The 20,897-nt window shown below is 68.7% G+C and carries 19 protein-coding genes and 2 pseudogenes; 13 read left to right on the top strand and 8 right to left on the bottom strand.

Annotated elements, in window-relative coordinates:
• The coding region (locus ACV530_RS29460; RefSeq protein ID WP_494335694.1) for a cbb3-type cytochrome c oxidase subunit I at positions 1-793 on the bottom strand (793 nt) is incomplete at its 3' end.
• A 116-nt stretch (positions 794-909) separates the two neighbouring features.
• Here ACV530_RS29460 and ACV530_RS29465 point away from each other — a divergent pair.
• The 10 genes and pseudogenes from ACV530_RS29465 (at position 910) to ACV530_RS29510 (ending at position 7,158) form a co-directional block, all read left to right on the top strand.
• Complete coding sequence (locus ACV530_RS29465; protein ID WP_494335695.1) at positions 910-1,473, top strand: RNA polymerase sigma factor; 564 nt, start codon at positions 910-912, stop codon at positions 1,471-1,473.
• A complete protein-coding gene (locus tag ACV530_RS29470) occupies positions 1,466-1,687 on the top strand; it encodes a hypothetical protein (RefSeq protein WP_494335696.1) in 222 nt (73 codons plus the stop codon). The genes ACV530_RS29465 and ACV530_RS29470 overlap by 8 nt, the downstream gene beginning before the upstream one ends.
• A 28-nt stretch (positions 1,688-1,715) precedes the next feature.
• Positions 1,716-2,009: pseudogene (locus ACV530_RS29475) on the top strand (DUF899 family protein); the annotation flags it as partial.
• A 157-nt stretch (positions 2,010-2,166) separates the two neighbouring features.
• The gene (locus ACV530_RS29480; protein ID WP_494335697.1) at positions 2,167-3,360 is read left to right on the top strand and encodes an alpha/beta hydrolase family protein; all 1,194 of its coding nucleotides are present in this window, start codon (positions 2,167-2,169) and stop codon (positions 3,358-3,360) included.
• 133 nt (positions 3,361-3,493) lie between these two features.
• Complete coding sequence (locus ACV530_RS29485) at positions 3,494-3,670, top strand: hypothetical protein (RefSeq protein WP_494335698.1); 177 nt, start codon at positions 3,494-3,496, stop codon at positions 3,668-3,670.
• Between the two features lie 45 nt (positions 3,671-3,715).
• Entirely contained in the window at positions 3,716-4,258 is a 543-nt protein-coding gene (locus ACV530_RS29490; RefSeq protein WP_494335699.1) for a hypothetical protein, read from the top strand.
• Positions 4,259-4,394: 136 nt separating this feature from the next.
• A pseudogene (locus ACV530_RS29495) lies at positions 4,395-4,932 on the top strand (hypothetical protein).
• Between the two features lie 89 nt (positions 4,933-5,021).
• On the top strand, positions 5,022-5,525 hold the full coding sequence (locus ACV530_RS29500; RefSeq protein ID WP_494335700.1) for a GNAT family N-acetyltransferase: 504 nt from the start codon (positions 5,022-5,024) through the stop codon (positions 5,523-5,525).
• A gap of 54 nt (positions 5,526-5,579) precedes the next feature.
• Entirely contained in the window at positions 5,580-6,155 is a 576-nt protein-coding gene (locus tag ACV530_RS29505; protein ID WP_494335701.1) for a TetR/AcrR family transcriptional regulator, read from the top strand.
• 34 nt (positions 6,156-6,189) lie between these two features.
• Positions 6,190-7,158: an alpha/beta hydrolase gene (locus ACV530_RS29510; protein WP_494335702.1), complete on the top strand. Its 969-nt coding sequence runs from the start codon at positions 6,190-6,192 to the stop codon at positions 7,156-7,158.
• A gap of 73 nt (positions 7,159-7,231) precedes the next feature.
• On the opposite strand, the gene ACV530_RS29515 is transcribed toward ACV530_RS29510, so the two are convergent.
• Positions 7,232-8,389, bottom strand: coding sequence for an alpha/beta fold hydrolase (locus ACV530_RS29515; protein WP_494335703.1), 1,158 nt, complete (start codon positions 8,387-8,389; stop codon positions 7,232-7,234).
• Positions 8,390-8,581: 192 nt separating this feature from the next.
• Here ACV530_RS29515 and murJ point away from each other — a divergent pair, with 192 nt between their 5' ends.
• From murJ to ACV530_RS29530, 3 genes are all read left to right on the top strand, one after another.
• On the top strand, positions 8,582-10,270 hold the full coding sequence (gene murJ, locus ACV530_RS29520; RefSeq protein WP_494335704.1) for a murein biosynthesis integral membrane protein MurJ: 1,689 nt from the start codon (positions 8,582-8,584) through the stop codon (positions 10,268-10,270).
• 106 nt (positions 10,271-10,376) lie between these two features.
• Complete coding sequence (locus ACV530_RS29525) at positions 10,377-11,123, top strand: NAD-dependent epimerase/dehydratase family protein (protein WP_494335705.1); 747 nt, start codon at positions 10,377-10,379, stop codon at positions 11,121-11,123.
• A 125-nt stretch (positions 11,124-11,248) separates the two neighbouring features.
• Entirely contained in the window at positions 11,249-13,156 is a 1,908-nt protein-coding gene (locus ACV530_RS29530) for an ABC transporter ATP-binding protein (RefSeq protein WP_494335706.1), read from the top strand.
• Positions 13,157-13,272: 116 nt separating this feature from the next.
• On the opposite strand, the gene ACV530_RS29535 is transcribed toward ACV530_RS29530, so the two are convergent.
• The 6 genes from ACV530_RS29535 to ACV530_RS29560 form a co-directional block, all read right to left on the bottom strand.
• A complete protein-coding gene (locus ACV530_RS29535; protein ID WP_494335707.1) occupies positions 13,273-13,806 on the bottom strand; it encodes a GNAT family N-acetyltransferase in 534 nt (177 codons plus the stop codon).
• Between the two features lie 35 nt (positions 13,807-13,841).
• Positions 13,842-14,702, bottom strand: coding sequence for a haloalkane dehalogenase (locus ACV530_RS29540; RefSeq protein WP_494335708.1), 861 nt, complete (start codon positions 14,700-14,702; stop codon positions 13,842-13,844).
• An 81-nt stretch (positions 14,703-14,783) separates the two neighbouring features.
• Complete coding sequence (gene helR / locus ACV530_RS29545) at positions 14,784-16,937, bottom strand: RNA polymerase recycling motor ATPase HelR (RefSeq protein ID WP_494335709.1); 2,154 nt, start codon at positions 16,935-16,937, stop codon at positions 14,784-14,786.
• Positions 16,938-17,104: 167 nt separating this feature from the next.
• The gene (locus ACV530_RS29550) at positions 17,105-17,887 is read right to left on the bottom strand and encodes a thioesterase II family protein (RefSeq protein WP_494335710.1); all 783 of its coding nucleotides are present in this window, start codon (positions 17,885-17,887) and stop codon (positions 17,105-17,107) included.
• Positions 17,884-20,466, bottom strand: coding sequence for a type I polyketide synthase (locus tag ACV530_RS29555; RefSeq protein WP_494335762.1), 2,583 nt, complete (start codon positions 20,464-20,466; stop codon positions 17,884-17,886). The genes ACV530_RS29550 and ACV530_RS29555 overlap by 4 nt, the downstream gene beginning before the upstream one ends.
• On the bottom strand, positions 20,463-20,897 hold the full coding sequence (locus ACV530_RS29560; RefSeq protein ID WP_494335711.1) for a beta-ketoacyl synthase N-terminal-like domain-containing protein: 435 nt from the start codon (positions 20,895-20,897) through the stop codon (positions 20,463-20,465). Before ACV530_RS29560 ends, ACV530_RS29555 begins: the two co-directional genes overlap by 4 nt.

Below are 20,897 nucleotides of genomic sequence, written 5' to 3' on the forward strand. Positions count from 1 at the left end.
GCTTACGGGAGAAGACCGGGATGATCTCGGAAATGATGCCGAAGAACGGCAGCGCGATGATGTACACCTCTGGGTGTCCGAAGAACCAGAAGAGGTGCTGCCACAACAGGGCGCCGCCATTGGCCGCGTTGAAGATCTGCGCACCGAATTTACGGTCCGCCTCCAGGGCGAACAGGGCGGCGGCCAGGACCGGGAAGGCCAGCAGGACCAGGACACCGGTCAGCAGGACGTTCCAGGTGAAGATCGGCATGCGGAACATCGTCATGCCCGGGGCGCGCATGCAGATGATGGTGGTGATGAAGTTGACCGCGCCGAGGATCGTGCCGAAGCCGGAGAAGGCCAGACCCATGATCCACATATCGGCGCCGACACCCGGCGAGTACGCGGCTCCCGACAGCGGCGAGTTGGCGAACCAGCCGAAGTCGGCGGCCCCCTGCGGAGTCAGGAATCCGCCGACGGCAATCAGGGAGCCGAACAGGTAGAGCCAGTAGGCGAGCATGTTCAGCCGCGGGAACGCCACGTCGGGCGCACCGATCTGCAGCGGCATGATCCAGTTCGCGAATCCGGCGAACAGCGGCGTCGCGAACATCAGCAGCATGATCGTGCCGTGCATCGTGAACGCCTGGTTGAACTGCTCGTTCGACATGATCTGCAGACCCGGCCGGGCCAGCTCGGCGCGCATCAGCAGGGCGAGCAGCCCTCCGATGCAGAAGAACGCGAACGCCGTGACCAGATAGAGCGTGCCGATTGTTTTGTGGTCGGTGGTGGTCAGCCACTTCACTGGGGATCTCATGCCCCTTACGTGTCCGGACGTTCGCGTTCCTTCACCGTTCCAGGGTCCGCCGGAGTGCGATCCACCTCACGTCGTACATGTGTGAAGATCTCTTCCATGCCGGACACCAGCCGATCATGAGCACGGAGGAAGCCTTCGCCGCTGCCTATCGCGCGCACTACTGGGCGGTCAGCCGCTTCGTGGCGCGACGGTTGGACGGGCAGGCGCATGAGGTGGAAGAAGTGGTGTCGGAGGTGTTCTCCATAGCTTGGAGACGCCGTACGGAGATTCCCGACCCGCCACTGCCCTGGTTGTACGGGGTGGCCCGCAACTGCCTGGCCAACACCGTCCGCGGCATGTCCCGCTACCGCCGTCTGCTGCTCAGGCTCGGTCACCACGAGACCGCCCACCGCCGGCACACCGTGGACAGTCCGGACGTGGACCGCCCCGGTGCCTGGGTGCACGAGGCCCTCGCCCGCCTTTCGCCGGCCGATCAGGAGGCGCTGCGCCTGACCGCCTGGGAGGAACTGTCCCTCGACGAACTGGCCGTGGCTCTGGGCTGCAGCCGCAGTGCCGCCGCCATGCGCCTGCACCGGGCCCGCCGTCGGCTGCGCGCCGAGGTCGACCGCATACGGCCTGCCCTGCCAGTAGGGTCCGAGACACGAACCGACGTGCGTGCTGGAGGCGACGACGATGCATGACGAACTGGAACTGCTGCGCACGGCCAACCCCGTACCCGCCAACGGTGGCCCCTGGCGCGACCGCCCGCTCGACGCCGACGCCGAACGCGCCCTGAACCGCCTCCTGTACAGCGACCGTGTCAGAAGGGCCAAGGTTCTCCTGATCGTCCGGGCCGAGGCCACAGTGCTCGCCCTGGTCGGGGTGCTTGCCCTGAGCCTGTCGGCGTTCCGTTGAGCAGGTCTGCTCGGGCCGGGTAGGCGGGGCCTGTCGGCGGTGCGACGGCGACCGCATGTTCCTCGCCTGCTCCACAACAGGCCGTGGCAACGAGCGGGTCAACGGGTCCCTCGGCCTGCTCGACATGACACCCTACGGCCGAGGCGAGGCATGGGAGGACAACCCCGAGGGCCGGCCCGAGGGGCACAGCCTGTGCTGGTCCTGGCGCTCGGACGCGGACGGGAACGCCACCTGGGGCCCGACCAGCCGCCCCGTGCCGCAGTGGACCCGCCCCGGCGAGACCCCCGTGGAGACCCTCGGCCGGCACGGCCGCCACCGCTGACGCGCCTTGTCGTCGACGGCACCCAAATCCCCCTAATTGATATCCCGTACGGGATATCAATTAGGGGCCATCCCCGAATCCCACCGCACCCTCAGGTGAACCCCCTACGTCGCTGAGGGGACGTCAACTACCGCACGGACAGCCTACGGTCCCAGCCATGACCGGTATTCGTCGCACTGCCGCGGCGGCGGCGCTCCTGCTTGCCCTGCCGCTGTCCGCTGTCGCCACCGCTCCCGCGCTGGCCGCGCCCGCCGCCCCTGTCCCAGCCACCGCACCTGCCTTGCCCACCTCGCCGACGGGCATCCACGTCGATCTCCCGCGCCCGACCGGACCGTACGCCCTCGGCCGGGAGATCCTGCACCTCGTCGACCGGGACCGGCCCGACCCGTGGGTCCCGTCGGCGGGCCCGCGCCAGCTGATGGTGTCGATGTACTACCCCGCCAAGAAGGGGACGGGCGGCCCGGCCCCGTACATGACCCCCGAGGCCGCCAGACTCATGCTGGACGCGAAGTTGCCCGGCAACACCATCCCCACCGAGGTGGTCACCGGCACCCGGACCTGGGCCGGATCCGGCGCGCGCCCGCTGCACGGCCGGTTCCCGCTGGTAGTGCTCTCTCCCGGCTTCACCATGCCGCGCACCGAACTGACCAGCCTCGCCGAGGACCTGACCAGCCGCGGATACGTCGTCGCGCTTGTCGACCACACCTACGAGAACACCGGAACAACCTTTCCCGACGGGCAGACGCTCACCTGCGTCATGTGCGGCAAGCTGAAGACCAAGAAGGAATGGGCGGCCCTGAACGAGAGCCGGGCGAAGGACGTCTCCTTCGTCATCAGTCGGCTGACCACCCACCGGCACCCGGCCTGGCGCTACGCCCGCATGATCGATCGTGACCGGATCGGCATGGCCGGGCACTCGGTCGGTGGCTCCGCGACCGTCCCGGCCCTGCTCACCGACGACCGGATCCGGGCCGGGGTGAACCTGGACGGCACCATGGACTTCCCGGTGCCCGCCACCGGGCTCGACGGCAAGCCGTTCCTGATGATCGGCCACCCGCTGGGCGACGGCCAGGAGGACACCAGCTGGACGGAGAGCTGGGCCAATCTCGACGGCTGGAAGCGCTGGCTGACCGTCACCGGCTCCAACCACGGCACCTTCACCGACAGCCCGCTGTTCTTCGAGAAGCTCGGCCTCCCCGAGCCTCCCGGCACCACGGTCGGCGCCGAGCGCGGGGTGCGGCTCACCCGGGAGTACGTGGCGGCCTTCTTCGACCTGCAGTTGAAGGGGATCGACCAGCCGATCCTCAACGGGCCGATCCCCGAGAACCCGGAGATCAGCTTCCACCCGTAGCCGTTGCGGGCAGTCGTCACTGCGCGGGGCCGTCGGAACGCTGCGCGGCGGCCTCGTCGGTGGACGGCCCCGCGCACGCGGGGACGGTCCGGCTGGTTGTGTTCACGAGAGCGGGGTTTGTCATACTTTTCGTATGGAGGTGCAAACTGCGGAGGATGCGCGGAGTTGGCTCGCCGGGCGAGGCGTTGTCGAGGCCGGTGGCGGGTGGTCCGATGCCGAGATGCCGGGTCGGCTGCTCACCGCCAACGAGATTGCGCACTCCTGGGCCGGCAAGGTGTTCGCCGACCAGTCCCTGGATGTGGCCGAGTAGTCGCGGCTGGCCTTCGGGCTGCTGGATCTCCTCGACGAATACTGGGTGACGTGCGAGATGCGGTTCGCGGACCAAGGTCCGGAGGGGCCCCTGCCTGCCAATGTGCTGTGGGAGGGCTACCGTCGGCGGCTGGAGGCGGAGCGGGACACCGAGGCCGTCACCTACTCGCTCTGGACCGACTGGTTCGAGGACCGTGACACCGCCGCGACAGCCTTCGCCGAGGTGCTCGGGAACGACATCGACCGCATCGTGGCGGACGGAACCGACGCCTCCCTGCGCCGGGCCGGCCGGGTACTGGCCTGCTCGGGCCCCGTGCCCTGGCCCGTGAAGCAGAAGGTGTACGACGCCGTCGTGCGGGTCCCCGCCCTGCACGAACCCCTCTTCAAGGGCCTGCTGGCCGGCTACCACGACCTATACGGCGACCTGGAGCCGACGACCGCACTGGCCCTCCTCGCGCGACTGCAACTCCCGGCGGACACGCCGCATCTCGCGGAACTCCGGTCCGTGCTCGCCGCGGGACACGCGAACCACTACCTCAGCCCCCATGCCTGGGACGACGCGACACGGGCCTCGACGGGCCGAACATGACAGTCCCGGCGGGGCAGTTGCCACACTGCGGCGGGCCATCACAGGTCCTTCATCGGGATTCGTCAGACTCTCGCATCATCGGCGGGCTACTGTACGGGCACGCCACGCTGCCCACGGCCAGCTGAGGAGAATCCCTGTGCCATCGCCCTGCGACCCCCAGCACGCTCCCGCCGGCGATGTGGGCGCAGCACTCATGATGATCGACTCTCGGCTCAAAGCCATCTACGACGACAAGACCCAGACCGACGCCGAACAACAAGCGCTGACCGACCAGTTCACCGCCTCCTTGGGCCCCGGCGAAGTCGACGACATGCTGGACGGCACCTGCACGCTCATCTACATGTTCATGCAGTGGCTGCGGATGGCCTACGAGGACCACGACAAGGACGTCATCGAGTACGTGGTGCCCAACCTCGTGGCCACGATGCGCATGATGCCCAAGAGCGTTCCTCCCGAGGCCATTCCCACCATGGCCGGCCTGCTCATCGCCGCGGGCACCGACCTGAGCCCCAGCCTGTGGCGCAAGCAGTTACGGGTACTGGACCAAGGACGAGCTGACTCCCCTGGAAGTCGTCACCTTCCTGCTCGCGGAGCACATCAACCGACTCACCGACGACCGTGACTTCGCCACCCGCATGATCGCCCAGGCTCTCTCCGGCGCGGATGAAGACTGAGGCAGCCCCACACTTGATTGCCCGGGCAGGGCATCCTGGGCGTCCGTATCCCGGAATGTGCAGGTGGCCGCGCGGATAGGCTGGGTCGGGTGATTGAGACTGAACGGCTCTTGCTGCGGCGTCTCCGGGCTGAGGACGTCGATGCGTTCGTCGCGCTCCACGGGGATGAGCGGGTGAACCGGTTCGTCGGCACCTACTCGCGCCAACAGGCGTTGGAACGGCTGGCTTCGGACGGCCGGCAGTGGGCGGAACGAGGTCACGGGCTGTTTGCCGTCGAGCGGAAGTCCAACGGTGAGTTCATCGGCCGGGTCGGGCTGAACTACTGGGGGATTCTCGACGAGGTGGAGCTCGGCTGGGTGTTGAAGGCCGAGGCGTGGGGCCACGGCTATGCGACCGAGGCAGCCCGTGCATGCCTGGACTGGGGTTTCGCGACCTTGGGCGCGGACTGCTTCATCTCCATGATCGGCACAGGGAACACCGCGTCGGTGAGAGTGGCGCAACGGCTCGGTTTCACTCCTCTGCGTGAGGACGTGCTGTTCGGCCACCCGTGCACGGTCTACTTCGTGGACCAATCGGCCCGAAAAGCCGGCTGAGTTGGCTGGCTCCAGGGATTAACACTCTTCAAGTCAAGTGTTAAATTTGTAGCCATGTCGAAGGTTCCGTCCGCCCAAGTCGTGCTCGACAGCGCCTACCGTGCCTTCTGCCGCAACGGGTACCGCCGTACGACGATGTCCGACATCGTCGAAGAGGCGCAGCTGTCACGCCCGACCGTCTACAAGTACGCCGGGACCAAGGGTGAAGTGTTCGCCAAGGTCATCCGGGCGGAGCTGGAGCGGGCTTCGGCGGTGGCCGAGCGGGCGGCAGCCGTCGCTGGCACGCCCGAGGAGAAGGTGCTCGGTGTGCTCATGGTGAAACTGGAGGTCGCCATCCGGCTGTGGAGCGACAGCCCGACGCACGCGTACGAGCTGCTGTCCACGGCCTCCATCCACACTCCCGAACTGATCACCGCCTACGTGGACCGTTTGACCGAGCTCCTGACCTCTGCTCTGGCCGGCGTCGCCCCCGGCACCGCCCAGCAGGCGGCCGGTGTGCTGCTCACCTTCACCCGGGGTCTGGAGGACGACCTGCGCGACGTCGAAGCGGCCCGCCGGGACCTCAGGACCGGAGTACAGATGATCACCCGTGGGGCGCTGGGCCACCCAGCCTCCTCCAACCCCGCCTGACCCGCCAACAGGTCGCAGCCGGAAGGCAGTTACGATGAACACCGCCCCCGCCCCCGTCCACTACCGTGATCAGCAGGCATGGCGCGATCTGCAGCAGTTCCTGCCCGCCCGCCTGCGCCTGACCGATGACACAGCACCCGAAGAAGAGTTCTGGGACTGGCGCGGACATCGCGTCCACCTCGACCGCTATCCGAACGCCTCGGCGAAGGCCAAGGTCGTCCTGCACCACGGCGTGGGCACCAACGGCCGTCAGATGTCCCTCGTCCTGGGTGCCCCGCTGGCGAACCGCGGCTTCGAGACCGTCGCCCTGGACAACCTCGGCTACGGCCTCACCCAGGTCAAGCCGGGCACGACACCCTCCTACGACGACTGGATAGACCTGGTCGTCGACTTCCTCGCCTACGAGCAGTCGCGCGACGACCGCCCGATCGTCCTGTACGGGTTGAGCGCGGGTGGCATGCTCGCCTACCACGTCGCCGCCAAGGCCCCGCGCGGTGCCCTGGCCGGGATCGTCGGCATGACCTTCCTCGACCAGCGCAACCAGCAGGTCCGCGACGAGACCGCCCACGACAAGCTCACCGCCCGCTTGGGCAGCCCCCTCATGAGCCTGCTGGCCAAGACCCCGGCCGCCTCGATGAAGTACCCGATGAGCCTGGCCGGCAAGATGTCCGCCCTCGCCAACGATCCGGGCGCCATGAAGGTCTTCCTCAAGGACCGCACCTCCGCCGCGAACTGGGTCAGCGTCCGCTTCCTGGACCGCTACATGAACTACGCCCCTGCGGTCGAACCCGAGGACTTCGACGCCTGCCCGGTCCTGCTGACCCAGCCCGCCGAGGACCGCTGGACCCCTCACCACCTCAGCCTGCCCGTCCTGTCCCGCATCACCAAGGTCTCCGTCGACACCGTCATGCTCGACAACGCCGGCCATTACCCCCTCGAAGAGCCCGGCCTGCAGCAAATGCAGGACGCCATCGCGGACTTCGTCACCAAACACACCACCTGACCAGGCCGGCACACGGTCGCCCCGCGGGCTGCACATGCGCGATCGCCGAGGGACTGCGCCGCGAGTGACGGCCCTACCTCGACGTCGGCGCGTATACGGAGCGCAAGAAGGCCACCATGTGGTCATTGACCTGACGCGGCCGCTCCTGTTGGGTCCAGTGGCCGCAGTCCGGCAGCTCGACGATGCCTCGTAGGCCCGGGACGGACGCGCGCATCGCGTCCAGGGAGTTGAAGCGGTACGCGGAGTCGAGCACGCCCGTGATGTACAGCGTGGGCTGCCGGACCTCGAGGGTGCCGACTTCGGGCAGGTCCGACCAGTCGAAGTCGAATGTGCGGTAGCGCCGGATCGCGCCGTCGAATCCTGTCCTCCGGAACTCCCGCGCGTAGTGGCCGAGTTCTCCGTCGCTGATCCAGTCGGACCAGTGCGACGGGGCGCCCGGGTCGGGGAGTGGGGTGAGGAAGCCGGAGGACCCGGGAGTGTCCAGCAGCCAGCGGGGAACCAGGTCCGCCGGTGCCTGGCCGGACAGGGCGTACATGGTCATGCGCAAGGTACGGGCGGCATCGGCGTTCAACTCCGCCTCGGCTGGGCCGGGTTGCTGGAAGTAGAGCACGACATTGAACTTGCCCGGGTTGTTCTTGCGGATGAGCTGGGTGATGGGCATGGGGGACCGGGCCGAGTACGGTACGCCCAGTGCGACCAGCGCAGGGAACCGCTCGGGGTGCAGCTGCGCTCCCGCCCACGCGATCGTGGCGCCCTGGTCGTGGCCGACGATTGCGGTCTGCTCGATGCCCAGTGCATCGAGCAGACCGGTCAGATCGGCCAGATTGTTGCGCAGGCTGTAGCCGAGGGCGTCCGCCGGGGCGTCCGTACGGCCGTAGCCGCGCAGGTCGGGTGCCACGGCCCGGAACCCGGCCGCGGCGAGGGCGGGCAGTTGGTGCCGCCATGAGTACCAGAGTTCGGGAAAGCCGTGCAGGAGGAGGACGGCGGGTCCCTTGCCGGCCTCGGCCACGTGCATGTCGATGCCGTTCGTCCGTACGATCCGGTGCCGGATCGCCTCCGGGCGTTCCGAGTAGCCGACGCGCCCGCGTATCTGTCGTCGGCTCGACGGCGAAGCGGCCCCGGTCGTGCCCACGACCGCCGCCGCGGCCGCCCCCAGCGTCGTCCCCAGCAGTCGCCTTCTGGCGAGCTGCGGCAGGTGCCCGTCCACTGGCTCCCTGCTGATCCGAGTCATGGCCGGTCGCCTCCTGGCTCATGAGCCCCGTGGGGCCTTGTGGCGGTTACAGAGGTCAGCATGCGCCGCGGCGATCGGCGGCCGCGTCCGCTGCCGGGAGGCATCGCTGCTACCGCGGCGGGAGTACGGGCCACGCTCTGCGCCGATGTGCTCTCCGGCGCCCGGCGTGATCTTGTCCCGTAGGTTGGACACATGACCGAGGGGATACGGACCGCGGCGGTTGCCCGGTCGCGGAGGAAGCGTAAGCACGGGCGGCACGCCGCTCCGAAACAGGGCGGGGGCAAGGGCGGCCTGGCGCGTTCGTCCCTGTTGATGGCGGCGGGGACGATGGTGTCCCGGGCGACGGGGCTGATCCGGCAAGTGCTGCAGGCGGCCGCCCTGGGGACAGGACTGCTGGCCACCACCTACAACCAGGCCAATACTGTGCCGGCCAGCTTGTACTTCCTGGTCATCGGAGGAGCCCTGAACTCTGTCCTGGTGCCGCAGCTGGTACGGGCCAGAGCCGAACATCCCGATGGAGGGCAGGCCTTCGAGCAGCGCCTGGTCACCCTGGTCCTGGGCGTGCTCGGCGTAGGGACGGCGCTGGCGGTGTGGGCGGCACCGCAGATCATCAGCCTCTACCAGAGCGACACACCGGACAATCACGCGGCCTTCGAGCTCACGGTGACGTTCGCCCGGTTCCTGCTCCCGCAGATCTTCTTCTACGGTCTGTTCAGCATCCTGGGACAAGTCCTCAACGCCCGGAACCGTTTCGGCGCGATGATGTGGACACCGGTCCTCAACAACATCGTCCTCATCGCGGTGTTCGGTGTTTACGTCGGACTCATGACCATCCCGGACCGGGTGCAGGACATCACCAGTACCCAGGTGACCTGGCTCGGGGCCGGGACGACGCTTGCCCTGGCAGTCCAGGCCATTGCTCTCGTTCCGTTCGTCCGCGCGGCCGGCTTCCGCTTCCGCCCGCGCTTCGACTGGCGTGGGACGGGCCTGCGCAAGAGCGTCGGCGCGGCCCGTTGGACACTGCTGTTCGTACTGGCCAACCTGGTGGCCGGCACTGTGGTGACCCGCTATGCCTCGGCCGCGGACCAGGCCCTGCCGAACGGCGGCGTGGGGTTCACCGCCTACTCCAACGCACAGACGATCTGGATGCTGCCCCAGGCGATCGTCACGGTCTCGCTGGTCACCGCTCTGCTGCCCCGGATGAGCCGGGCTGTCGCCGAACAACGTCTGGACGACGTACGCAGTGACCTGTCCCGTGCGTTGCGGATCAGTGGTGTGGTCATCGTCCCCGCCTCGTTCTTCTTCCTCGCCTTCGGGCCCGAGACAGCGCAGCTGCTCTTCGCGCACGGCGCGGCCGATCCTGCCTCCGCCCGACCACTGGGCCATATGCTCCAGGCGTTCGGGCTCGGGCTGATCCCCTTCTCCGCGCAGTACCTGCTGCTGCGCGGCTTCTACGCCTTCGAGGACACCCGGACCCCGTTCGTGATGGCGGTGTGGATCGGTGCCGTGAACATCGCCCTGGCCACTGCCTGCCACCTGTTGTTGCCCGCACGCTGGGCAGTCACGGGCATGGCCGCGGCCTACGCCGCTTCCTACGCCATCGGGCTGCTGATCACCGCTGTCCGGCTGCGCCGCCGTCTCGAGGGCCGTTTGGACGGGAAGCGCTTGTGCCGTACCTACGGCAAGCTCGTTGTCTCCGCGGTGTCAGCGGGCGGGGTCGGCTGGCTCGCGGCCCACTACTGTTCCGCGATGTCATCGGCAGCAGCCTGGGCTCCGGCCCTGACCCTGGCCGCGGGAGGCGCCACGATGGTGGTGCTGTTCCTCCTGCTCGCGCGCGTCCTGAAGATAGGCGAGCTGCGCAGGCTTCCCGGGCTGAAGTAGCCGGTTTTGCACGGGCAGCCGTTTACGCTCCGCCCATGCGCAATGTGTTCGCGTATCCCGCCGGTGAGTGGGCCGAGACCGTCTTCGAGGCAGGGGGCAGGCACTCATGATCTGGCTGATCACCGGCGCGAGCGGCATCATCGGCACCGACCTCACCCGCTCCTTCGCCCAGGCCGGTGTTCCGCTGCGGCTGCTCGACCTGGTCCCGCCCGCCGAACTGCCTTCCGGCGCCGAGTTCGTCAGAGCCGACCTGCGCCACGCGGACGCGGTAGGCGAGGCCATGGCGGGCGTGAGCGTGGTCATCCATCTCGGAGGGATCGCCAAGGAGGCGCCGTTCCCTCGGATCGTCGACCACAACATCACCGGTACGTACAACGTGCTGGAAGCCGCCCGTGCCCACGGCGTCCCGCGCGTGGTGCTCGCCAGCAGCCACCATGCCGCGGGGCGCCGCTCCGTGACCGTCCCCCAGGAGAACGTCACGGCCATGGAGCCCGACAGCTTCTACGGTGTCAGCAAGGTCACCATGGAAGCTCTCGGGTTCCTCTATGCCTACAAATACGCAATCGAGGTTGTCGCCCTGCGCATCGGAAGCTACCGGGACCGTCCGACCGAGCCGCGCCATCGGGCCACCTGGCTCAGCCCCCGCGACGCCGCTTCGCTCGTAACGGCCGCCGCGACCCGGCCGCTTCCCTGCCCCCACCTCACCGTCTACGGCACGTCGGACAACAGCGAGCAGTGGTGGCCGCGCGACGGCTGGGACGAACTCGGCTACCGCCCCGAGGACAACGCCGATCACCACCGCATCGACGGCCCGCTGACCGACCGTTGGCAAGGCGGGGAGTTCGCCGAATAGCGGATCCTCCGCCGCTGTCACCGCAGCCGGTATGCCTCGGCCGTGACCATCCGGAGATCGCTCCCGTTAGGCACCGGGTGCTTTCAGCACCGCGCTCTTTACCAACCTAGGGGAGGAGATCATCCATGGGGGGTTCGCAGGGGGATAAACAGGCCCCGACACTGCCCCGGCCACCGTACCCGGAGCCGGTGGACATCCAGCGCAAGTCGCAGTGGACGAAGTCGGCGTTCGACCGGTACAGCGTCTGGCAGTTGGCGACCACGATCCCGGCCGTACTGGCCCAGGTGTTCCGGATGGCCTGGCGGATCGACCGCCGCGACGTGCTCATCATGGTCGGCGCCCAGATCGTCTACGGGGTGGGGTCGGCGGTGGCGCTCGCCGCCATGGCACGGGCGATGGCGCCGATCCTCGGTACAGGCACGGTGTCGCACCGGGTGCACGAGGCGTTGCCCGCGCTCGCGGTCATCGCGGTATCGGCCGGTGTCGGTCGGATCGCCTACGGACTGGCCTCGTGGTCGGTCATCCGGTTGAAGCCGCGGCTGATGACGGCCGCCGATGTCGCGGTGGTCGACTCCATGCTGAACGTCGAGCTGGCCGCGTTCCTGCGGCCCGAGTTCGCCGAGGAGCACGAGGCGGCCGAGACCGGTTCGGTGCGCTGCGACCGGCTGATCTACGACGTGCAGTCGTTCATGTCCGCGCTCATCAAGCTCGTCGCCGCCTTCGGCGTGCTCACCGCCCTGCATCCGCTGATGCTGCCCGTGCTCGTCCTGGCGGTACTGCCGTCGGGGGTGGGAGCCATGGCCGAGGCGCGCATCGAGCACCAGGTCCACCACGCCAACAGCACAGGGCGCAACGTACGCGGCATGATGCGCTGGTTCGTCACCACCTCCAAGCTCGCCGACGAGGTGCGCGGGATGAGCATGACCGGCTACCTCTCGCATTGGTACCGGACCATCTCGGCTCGCCTGGACGCCCGTACCCTCACGGGCGCGAGGCGGCAGCTACGGGCCAATCTGATCGCCGCGCTGTTCGGCGGGATCTGCCTGTCGCTGGCGTGGGGAACACTGCTGTGGCTGACGGTCACCGGCCGCATGTCGCTCGCGATCGCGGCAACCGCCGTATTCGCGGTGCGCACTGCGCTGGGCAACCTGACGAACGTCGTGCACTACGCCGCTTCGCTGTTCCACTCCTCGCTCTTCCTCGGCGACTGGAGCCGGTTCATCGAGGGGTCGAAGGCACTTGTCCCCCTGTCCGGCACGGTGCCTGTGCCGCGCGGTCCGGAGAGCATCCAGGTACAGGATGTGGTTTTCACCTACCCGAACAAGGACCGCCCGGCCGTCGACGGCGTCTCGTTGACGCTGCGGCGGGGCGAACTGGTGGCCGTCCTGGGCGTGAACGGGTCCGGGAAGTCCACGCTCACGCGGCTGATGTCGGGCCTGTACGCCCCGGAAAAAGGCCGGGTGCTGTGGGACGGCGTAGACCTGGCCGACGTGGACGTACGCCAGGTGTGGGAGCAAACCGGCTTCGTCACCCAGCAGTTCGGCTACTGGCCCATCTCCGCCCGCGACAACATCACCATGGGCCAGCCGGTCGCCTGGGACGACGAGCGGGTATGGCAGGCCGTCGAAGCGGTGGGAATGCGACCGGCCTTCGAGGAACTGCCCCATGAGCTCGACACTCTCCTCGCCGCCGAGCTGTGGGGCGGCGTGAGCCTGTCGGGCGGGCAATGGCAGCGCATCGCCTGCGCCCGCGTCCTCTACCGGCAGCCGGCCGTGGTCATCATGGACGAGCCCACCTCCGACATGGACCCCAGAGGCGAGCACCGCATGTTCCAGCTTCTCCGCGAGATCGCCCCGGACCGGATCACCGTCGTCGTCACCCACCGACTCGCCAACACGCGCGTCGCGGACCGCATCATCGTCATGGACGGCGGACACATCGCCGAACACGGTACGTTCGACCAACTCGCCACCGGCGGAGGGATCTTCCAAGAGCTGTACGAACTCAGCCAAGACCGAGGACGCACCGGATAGCAGCACCTCTGGAGGTGCGTGGGGGTGGCTCTGGCCGATGTCGCCTCTCGGCCTACGTGCCAGGGACAGCCCCACGCACACCCGGAAAAGTCGCGCAAGGGCCGGACAGGGGTTGGTCACATGGGGAACGAGAGCAGGCGCACCTTTCCGGTCGGCCAGTACGCGTCGTCGTGCAGGGGCGTCCACATGGTCCGCAGCGGCATGACCACAGGTCCTTGGGGTTGCTCCACCAGGACTTCACCGTCCAGCGCCTGCCAGCCGAGTCGCTGGTAGAGGGGGACGAGCGGCGGTCGGCAGAAGAGAATCCCGTGCCGGGGTCCCAGCATCCGTGCGTGGTCCAAGGCCGCCGTCACGACCAGCCGTGCGAGTCCGTGCCCTCGTAGGTCGGTTGCGACGGCCACTCCGCCGACGCCCATGACCTCCGTGTCGGCACTCCCGATCGCTATGGGAAGCCTCCGCAGACCCGCATGGGCTACGAGACGGCCGTGCAGTCTGATACCGAAGTGATCCTCCTTGGGGAGCCATGTCAAGCCGGTGTCCGCAACGCCGAAGGGGTCCGGGGCATTGCCGAGAATTTCGCCCTGCTCGGTCTTCGTGTACCGCGCGAGCCGCTCTACGACCGGCGACGCGGGAGACAAGTGATCAGCCATCTCAGCATGATGTCAGTCGCGCCGGCTTTGCGTGATCACGGGAACCGCTTCGCGATCGCCGCCGCGATCGCGTCCGGTGCGTGTTCCTGAATGAAGTGCCGCGCGCGTGGCAGCTCGACTACGTCGAGATCGGTGAAGGCCGCGCGAATTCGCGGGATGCAGGCGTTCGGACGGAACACCATGTCCCGCATTCCCCATACCAACAGGGCCGGCTTGCCGCCGAGCAAGGCGGGTACGTCTCGGGCGAGTTGGTCCAGCAGGGGGCGCGCGGCCCGGATTTCCTTGGGCATGATGGCGAGTCCGCGCCGGGCTTCCGCGGTGGGCTGCACCTTGCGGTAATGGTCGGCCTCGGCCGTGGTGAGTTTGTGTCCCAGCTCTGCGAGCAGGACGCGCTCGACGAGGAAGTTCTGCTCGAGTACCCGCCGTTGCATCGGACGGCTGCTCATGATCACGCTGAACGCCCGATTGGCCATTGCTTCGGTCGGCCAGAACGAGGTGTTGCCCAGTACGATTCCTTTTACCCGGTCCGCGCGTGTGGTGATCGCGCCCAGACCGATGGGTCCGCCCCAGTCCTGTCCCATCAGAACGAAGCCGTCGAGCTTCAGGTGATCGATCAGCTCGCCGAGGACCGTGGTGTGCTCGGCGATCGTGTAGCCGAAATCCGCAGGACGTTCGGACAATCCGAACCCCAGGTAGTCGACGGCGATACACCGGTAGCGGTCGCGCAGGTCCTTCACGATGTGCCGGTACAGGAAACTCCACGCCGGAGCTCCATGACAGAACAGGAGCGGCGGCCCAACTCCCTCGTCGATGTAGTGAACCCGGCCGACGGACGAGTCGAACCAGCGCGACTCGAAAGGGTACAGACCCCCGTCGGGAACGAAGTCGATCAGCATCGGACCCTCCCCCTGATGGCCAGACTATATGTGGTGCACCCGAGTGCGCGATCCGGTGACCGAAGCGTCGGCGAGCCGGGTTCAGGGGCTTGTGAGGATGACGAGTTGCCGGGTCGCCCGGGTCATGGCGACGTAGCGGTCGATGGTTCCTTCGATGCCCGTGCCGAACTCCTCCGGGTCGATGAGGACGACCAGGTCGAACTCGAGCCCCTTCGACAACTCCGGGGTCAGCGAACGGACACGGGACGACACCGCCCGGAATGCGGGGTCGCCGATGACGCAGGCGATCCCGTCGGCGTGCGCGGCGAGCCAGGTGTCGAGGATCGAGCCCAGATCCGAAGTGGATCCGTGGACGACGGGGACGCCGCTGCTGCGGATGGAGGCCGGCACGTTGGCGTCCGGGAGCACGGTCCGGATGACCGGCTCGGCTTCCGCCATGACTTCTTCCGGCGTCCGGTAATTGATGCTCAGGGAGGCCAGGTTGATGCGGTCGAGCCCGATCCGCTCGAGCCGTTCCTGCCACGACTCGGTGAACCCGTGCCTGGCCTGGGCGCGGTCCCCGACGATGGTGAAGCTCCGGGACGGACACCGGAGCAGCAGCATCTGCCACTCCGCGTCGGTCAGTTCCTGGGCCTCGTCCACGACGATGTGTGCGAACGGGCCGGCCAGCAGGTCCGGTTCGGTGTGGGGTATCGCGTCCTCGTCGACCAGAGTGTTCTGCATGTCCTGGCCGCGCAGCATCGTCATCATCATGCGTTGCCAGTAGTCGTCGGTCCTGAGCAGGTTCTCGGTGACCTGGGCCCGGTACTCGCGTTCGGCGGCGGCGGATGCCTCGAGCCGGCGCTTGCGCCGGGACGCCTCGGGGTCGCCGAGCCGCTGCCGTGCCGCGTCCAGGAGCGGCAGGTCGGACACCGTCCAGGCCCGGGCGTCCGCGCGCTGCAGCTTGCGGACCTCGTCAGGGCCGAGCCAGGGAGCGCACATCCGCAGGTAGGCCGGTACCGACCACAGGTCTGCGACGAGGTCGGCCGCGTCGAGCAGCGGCCACGCGCGGCCGAGGGCCTCGTTCAGGTCCTCGTCCTGCCGCAGCGCCCTGCGGAACAGGTCGGGTGCGACGCCGCCGTCGTACCTGTCCATCAGGATCTCGACCAGCTTCTCCCAGATCTGGTCGCGCGCCTCATTGTGCGGAGTGCCCGGTTCCGGTGCCGTGAAGGCTTCGGCCCAGTCGTCGGCGCCGAGCCGGATGCCGGACCAGTCGACCGTGACCGTCATGGCCTCGGTGGGAGGCTCCTCGTAGAACCTGACGGCGGTCTCGATCGCTTTCACCATGTCTGCGGACGACTTCAGACGGGCCGCCTCCGGGTCGGTCTCCTCCGTCGCCGAGGCCCCCTCGGTGACGAGGTCCCGCAGGACGCAGGTCTGCACACCCTCCTCGCCGAGGCTGGGGAGGACGTCGGAGACGTAGTTCAGGTAGGGCCGGTGCGGACCGACGAACAGCACACCGCCCCGGCGGTGACCGAGGCGCGGGTCGGAGTAGAGGAGGTGGGCGGTGCGGTGCAGGGCGACGACGGTCTTGCCCGTACCCGGACCGCCGTCGACGACGAGAGCGCCGCGGGACCCTGCGCGGATGATGGCGTCCTGGTCGGCCTGGATGGTGGCGAGGACGTCGCGCATCCGGGCCGACCGGTGCGTGCCCAGGCTGGCGATGAAGGCCGACTGGTCGTCGAGCGCGGCATGCCCTTCGAGATCGTCGGCGGTGAACACCTCGTCCCAGTAGTCGCTGATCCGGCCGCCGGTCCAGCGGTACCTGCGGCGGCTTGCCAGACCCATCGGGTCGGCATGGGTCGCCGCGAAGAACGGCTCGGCCGCGGGGGAGCGCCAGTCGATCAGCAGCCGGCGGCCTTCGCTGTCGGTGAGGCCGAGCCGTCCGACGTACACGGGCTCGGGGGCGTCCGCGCGGACCATGTGCCCGAGGCACAGGTCCAGGCCGAAGCGGCGCAGCGTACGCAGCCGGCTGTTCAGCCGGTGGACCTCGATGTCCCGGTCCATCGCCTGCTGGCCTGTGCCGCCGGGTGCCTTGAGCTCGGCGTCGAGGCGGTCGGACAGGTCGGCGATCGTCAGCTCGAGGCACCGGGCGATGGCCGCGAAGTGCTGCTCGTCGCGGGCGATCAGCGCCGGGTCGGCCTTGGGGGAGAGGTGGTCCGGGAGATCGAAAGCGTTGGTGGTCAAGGGGTTCATGTCTTCAGTTCCGCTCTCACCATAGGTTTTCCGGCTTCGGCCGGTGATTGTGCGGCACGATGGGGGGCTTGCCGCAAGCCCCCCAGTGCGCTATATGTTGAGAGTGGCGAGGAGCGAGCGACTTCCTCGCCTTTTCCTTTTGCCGTCCGCTGGACGCGATCGGGGATTCACCGCACGGGCGCTCCCCGTAGCAGGTCGCGACCCCGAACCTCGCGCAACACGGTTCTCAGCGTGTCGAAGACCGGGGTGTCGCGGAAGTAGAAGTGCCCGCCGGGGAAGCGGTGAGCGCGAAACGCTCCGGTGGTGTGCCGACGCCATTCCTCGATGTCTTTGAAGGGAATCGAATCGCGATCGCCGCCGAGGACATGGATGGGTACCGGCAGCGGTTCGTCCTCTCGGTACCGGTAGCCGTCCAGCATGGCGAAGTCCGCGCGGAAGGCGGGAAGCAGCAGCGACACCAGCTCGGGGTCGGCGGCCACTTCCGCGGGAATCCCTCCGTAGCCCTCGCTCACGAAGTCCAGCAGTTCGGCGTCGGGGAGCGTGTGCCAGCCCATGGCCGCGCGCGGCAGGTGGGGGGCCGGGTATGCCGACAGGACGAGTCCGGCCGGGCCGGGCAGTCCCCGTGCCCGCAGGGCACGTGCGGTCTCGAAGGCGACCAGTGATCCGAGGCTGTGCCCGAAGAAGGCGAAAGGGGGCGAGAAACGGGTGTCGTCCAGCAAGGCGTCGATGAATTCGGGGAGTTCGACGAGCGGTGTCTCGAGGCCGCGCGGTCCTCGGCCCGGCGGGCATATCCCGTATACCTGGATGCCCGGCAAGTCCTTTGCCCAGCGCACGTATTCGCTGGGGAGCCCGCCGGAGTGCGTGAAGCAGTACAGGTGGATGTCCGGCTCCTGCCGGAGGGATTTGCCGATGGTCCATGGGCTGCGGTCGGCCGGGGACGTGCGGGTCATCGTATGGCTCCTCGCGGTGCGGGGGCGATCCCGGTGTCCCCGCCGTCGTTGTGGTCGACGCGCCGCTGTATCTCCTCGGCGAGCCGTCCGGCGTCGCCGCTTCTGATGATGTCGGCGGCCGAGATGTCGACGCCGAACTTCGTACGGGCCCAGCCCGCGAGTTTCGTCGCGGTGAGGGAATCGCCGCCCAGGTCGAAGAAGTTGTCGTCGGCGTCGATGTCAGGGACACCCAGGGCCTGCCCGAAGGCCGTGAGTACGGTGGACAGTACGGGTGGACGTGCGTCGTCGGCCCGACTCGGGTCGGCCAGGGGACCGGTCGCGGGGCTGTCGCCGTACCAGTCGGCAGGGGTCTCTCCGGAGACGTGCGTCTGCTGGGCCTCCGGAGAAGGAACCAGGTAACGGCGTCGCTCGAACGGATAGGTGGGCAGGACCACCCGCCGGCGCTTCTCGCCGTCGTGCAGAGCGGCGAGGTCGACGGGGACACCGGCGGCCCATGCCTCGCCCACCGCGGTGAGGAGAGTCGCCCCGTCCGACGCCGCCTCGGCCGGGTGCGGCGACATGTGCACCACGGGCTGCTTGCCGCTGTAGTCGGGGTGCTGCCGGATGAGGGAGGAGAGGGTCCGCCCGGGCCCGATGTCCGCCAGCAGCTGATCGGGCGTACCGAAGAGGGTGGACAGGACGCCGTCGAAGCGGACGGGCCGGCGCAGATGACGCACCCAGTAGTCCACGGACGTCAGCTCATCGGCTTCGGCCCATGTCCCGGTGATGTCGGAGATCAGGGGCAGATCAGGCTTGTGCAGGGGAAGTTCGGCGACGAATTCGGCGAAGCGCGGCAGCAACGGTTCCACCAGCGTGGAATGCCCGGCCGTGGCGATGCGCAGCAGTTTGACGTCGACAGATCGGTCCGCCTGCTCCCGGGCGAAGCGGGCGACGAGGTCCGCGGGCCCTGTCACCGTGCACTGGGCGGGGCCGTTCACGGCCCCCACGCTCAGCCCCGCGGGCAGCATGGCGGTCACTTCCGCTTCGGGAAGTCTGACGGCCGCCATGCCGCCGGCTCCGGTCGCGTCCGGGAGCCGGCCGCGTTCGACGACGAGCCGTACGGCGTCCGGCAGGGAGAACACGTTCGCCACACAGGCGGCCGCGTAGGCACCCAGGCTGTGTCCGGTCACGGCATGGGGCATCAGCCGCCAGGAGACGAGCAGTTGTGCCAGCGCGTACTGGACGGAGAACACCGCGGCCTGTCCGACGGCCATCCCGGCCATCCGCGCGGTGGCCGATGCCCGTGCGCTGTCGCCGTCCGGGAACAGGACGTCCCGGAGGTCGAGGCCGAGGGGCGGGGCGGCCAGTTCGGCGATCTCGTCCAACTGGCGGCGGAACACCGGCTCGTGCGCGTACAGCTCCGTGGCCATGCCGACGTGCTGACCGCCGTGCCCGGCGAACATGAAGGCCACGCGCCGCTCGCCCGCCGCCGTTCCGTGGCTCGCCCGTCCGGCGCGGAACCCGGCGCTCGCATCGGACGCGTTCTCCGCCACGAGGAACCGGCGGTACGGGTGGTGGGTGCGTCCCGTCTGCAGGGTCCAGGCCACGTCGGCGAGTTCGGTGTCCGGGCGCTCTGCCAGGTGGCGGGCGAGGTCCTGGCCCGCTGTGCCGACGGCGGTCTCCGTCCGTCCGGACAGGACGACGAGTTGGTGCGGCCGCCCCGGCGTGGTGCGGGTACGGGGCGGCACCTGGGCCACCACGGCGTGGGCGTTGGTCCCGCCCAGGCCGAGTGAGTTGGTCGCGGCGATACGCGGACGGTCCGCCGCCGGCCATGGCCCGGTCACCGCGTTGACGACGAACGGGGAAGACGCGAAGTCGATGTGCGGGTTCGGCTCGTTGTAGTGGAGGCTCGCGGGTATGACGCCGTGTTCGACGCAGAGCACGGTCTTGATCAGGCCGACGACCCCGGCCGCGGCGTCCGTGTGGCCGATATTGGTCTTCACCGAACCGATCCGGCAGTAGCCCCGCTCCTCGGTGCTTTCGCGGAACGCGTTGGTCAGCGCGGCCACTTCGATGGGATCACCGAGCGCGGTGCCGGTGCCGTGGGCCTCGACGTAGCCGATCTCGTCGGCGCCGACGCCGGCGACCAGGTGGGCCGCGCGGATCGCTTCGGCCTGTCCGGTGACGCTGGGGGCCGTGAACCCGACTTTGTCGCGGCCGTCATTGTTCACGGCCGATCCGCGGATCACCGCGTGTATGTGATCCCCGGCGGCCAGCGCGTCGCTCAGCGGCCGCAGCACGACCAGACCGGCGGCGCTGCCGTTGACCGTCCCGGCAGCAGCCGCGTCGAAGGCACGGCAGTGGCCGTCGGGGGCGATGACCCCGCCGGGCGTGTAGGGGATCTCGGTGACGCCGACGTGCACGCTGGTGCCGCCGGCGAGTGCCATGTCGCAATCGCCCGCGAGCAACGACTGGACAGCGGTGTGCACGGCCACCAGGGAGGTGGAACAGGCGCTCTGGACGGTCAGCGCGGGGCCGGTCAGACCGAGCTTGTAGGCGATCCTGCCGCTGAGGAAGTCCAGGTCGTTGCCGTGGCCTATCTGCCATGTGTCGGCGAAAGGGAGCCGGTCGAGCCCGGCCCTGAGATGCTCGCGGTACCTGGTGTGGGAACCCCCCCCACGAAGACGCCGGTCAGCGGCCGTCCGGGGCCGCCGTGCCCGGCCCTCTCCAGGGCTTCGTGCGCGCACTCCAGGAGGACCCGCTGCTGCGGGTCGAGGAGGAGAGCACTGTGGGGAGAGCAGTCGAAGAAGCCCGCGTCGAATTCGTCGGCCCGGTCCAGGACTCCGTAGGCGGGAACATAGCCGGGGTGAGCGGTATCGGTGTGCTGCTCGAGTGCGGAGACCGACTCCTTGCCCTGGCACAGGTTGTCCCAGAACTGTTCCACGGTGGCGGCGCCGGGAAATCTTCCCGCCATGCCGATGACCGCGATGAAGCCGCTCTCGTCAGGTTCTTCGTTGGCCATTGTCTCCAT

It is taken from the genome of Streptomyces sp. SX-6, assembly GCF_059089585.1.

What these genes read in the sequence shown, in the direction of transcription:
- ACV530_RS29465 (WP_494335695.1), top strand. Translation starts at nt 910, where the DNA reads ATGAGCACGGAGGAAGCCTTCGCCGCTGCCTATCGCGCGCACTACTGG.
- ACV530_RS29470 (WP_494335696.1), top strand. Translation starts at nt 1,466, where the DNA reads ATGCATGACGAACTGGAACTGCTGCGCACGGCCAACCCCGTACCCGCC.
- ACV530_RS29480 (WP_494335697.1), top strand. Translation starts at nt 2,167, where the DNA reads ATGACCGGTATTCGTCGCACTGCCGCGGCGGCGGCGCTCCTGCTTGCC.
- ACV530_RS29485 (WP_494335698.1), top strand. Translation starts at nt 3,494, where the DNA reads ATGGAGGTGCAAACTGCGGAGGATGCGCGGAGTTGGCTCGCCGGGCGA.
- ACV530_RS29505 (WP_494335701.1), top strand. Translation starts at nt 5,580, where the DNA reads ATGTCGAAGGTTCCGTCCGCCCAAGTCGTGCTCGACAGCGCCTACCGT.
- ACV530_RS29510 (WP_494335702.1), top strand. Translation starts at nt 6,190, where the DNA reads ATGAACACCGCCCCCGCCCCCGTCCACTACCGTGATCAGCAGGCATGG.
- ACV530_RS29515 (WP_494335703.1), bottom strand. Translation starts at nt 8,389, where the DNA reads ATGACTCGGATCAGCAGGGAGCCAGTGGACGGGCACCTGCCGCAGCTC.
- murJ (WP_494335704.1), top strand. Translation starts at nt 8,582, where the DNA reads ATGACCGAGGGGATACGGACCGCGGCGGTTGCCCGGTCGCGGAGGAAG.
- ACV530_RS29525 (WP_494335705.1), top strand. Translation starts at nt 10,377, where the DNA reads ATGATCTGGCTGATCACCGGCGCGAGCGGCATCATCGGCACCGACCTC.
- ACV530_RS29530 (WP_494335706.1), top strand. Translation starts at nt 11,249, where the DNA reads ATGGGGGGTTCGCAGGGGGATAAACAGGCCCCGACACTGCCCCGGCCA.
- ACV530_RS29535 (WP_494335707.1), bottom strand. Translation starts at nt 13,806, where the DNA reads ATGGCTGATCACTTGTCTCCCGCGTCGCCGGTCGTAGAGCGGCTCGCG.
- ACV530_RS29540 (WP_494335708.1), bottom strand. Translation starts at nt 14,702, where the DNA reads ATGCTGATCGACTTCGTTCCCGACGGGGGTCTGTACCCTTTCGAGTCG.
- helR (WP_494335709.1), bottom strand. Translation starts at nt 16,937, where the DNA reads ATGAACCCCTTGACCACCAACGCTTTCGATCTCCCGGACCACCTCTCC.
- ACV530_RS29550 (WP_494335710.1), bottom strand. Translation starts at nt 17,887, where the DNA reads ATGACCCGCACGTCCCCGGCCGACCGCAGCCCATGGACCATCGGCAAA.
- ACV530_RS29560 (WP_494335711.1), bottom strand. Translation starts at nt 20,897, where the DNA reads ATGGAGACAATGGCCAACGAAGAACCTGACGAGAGCGGCTTCATCGCG.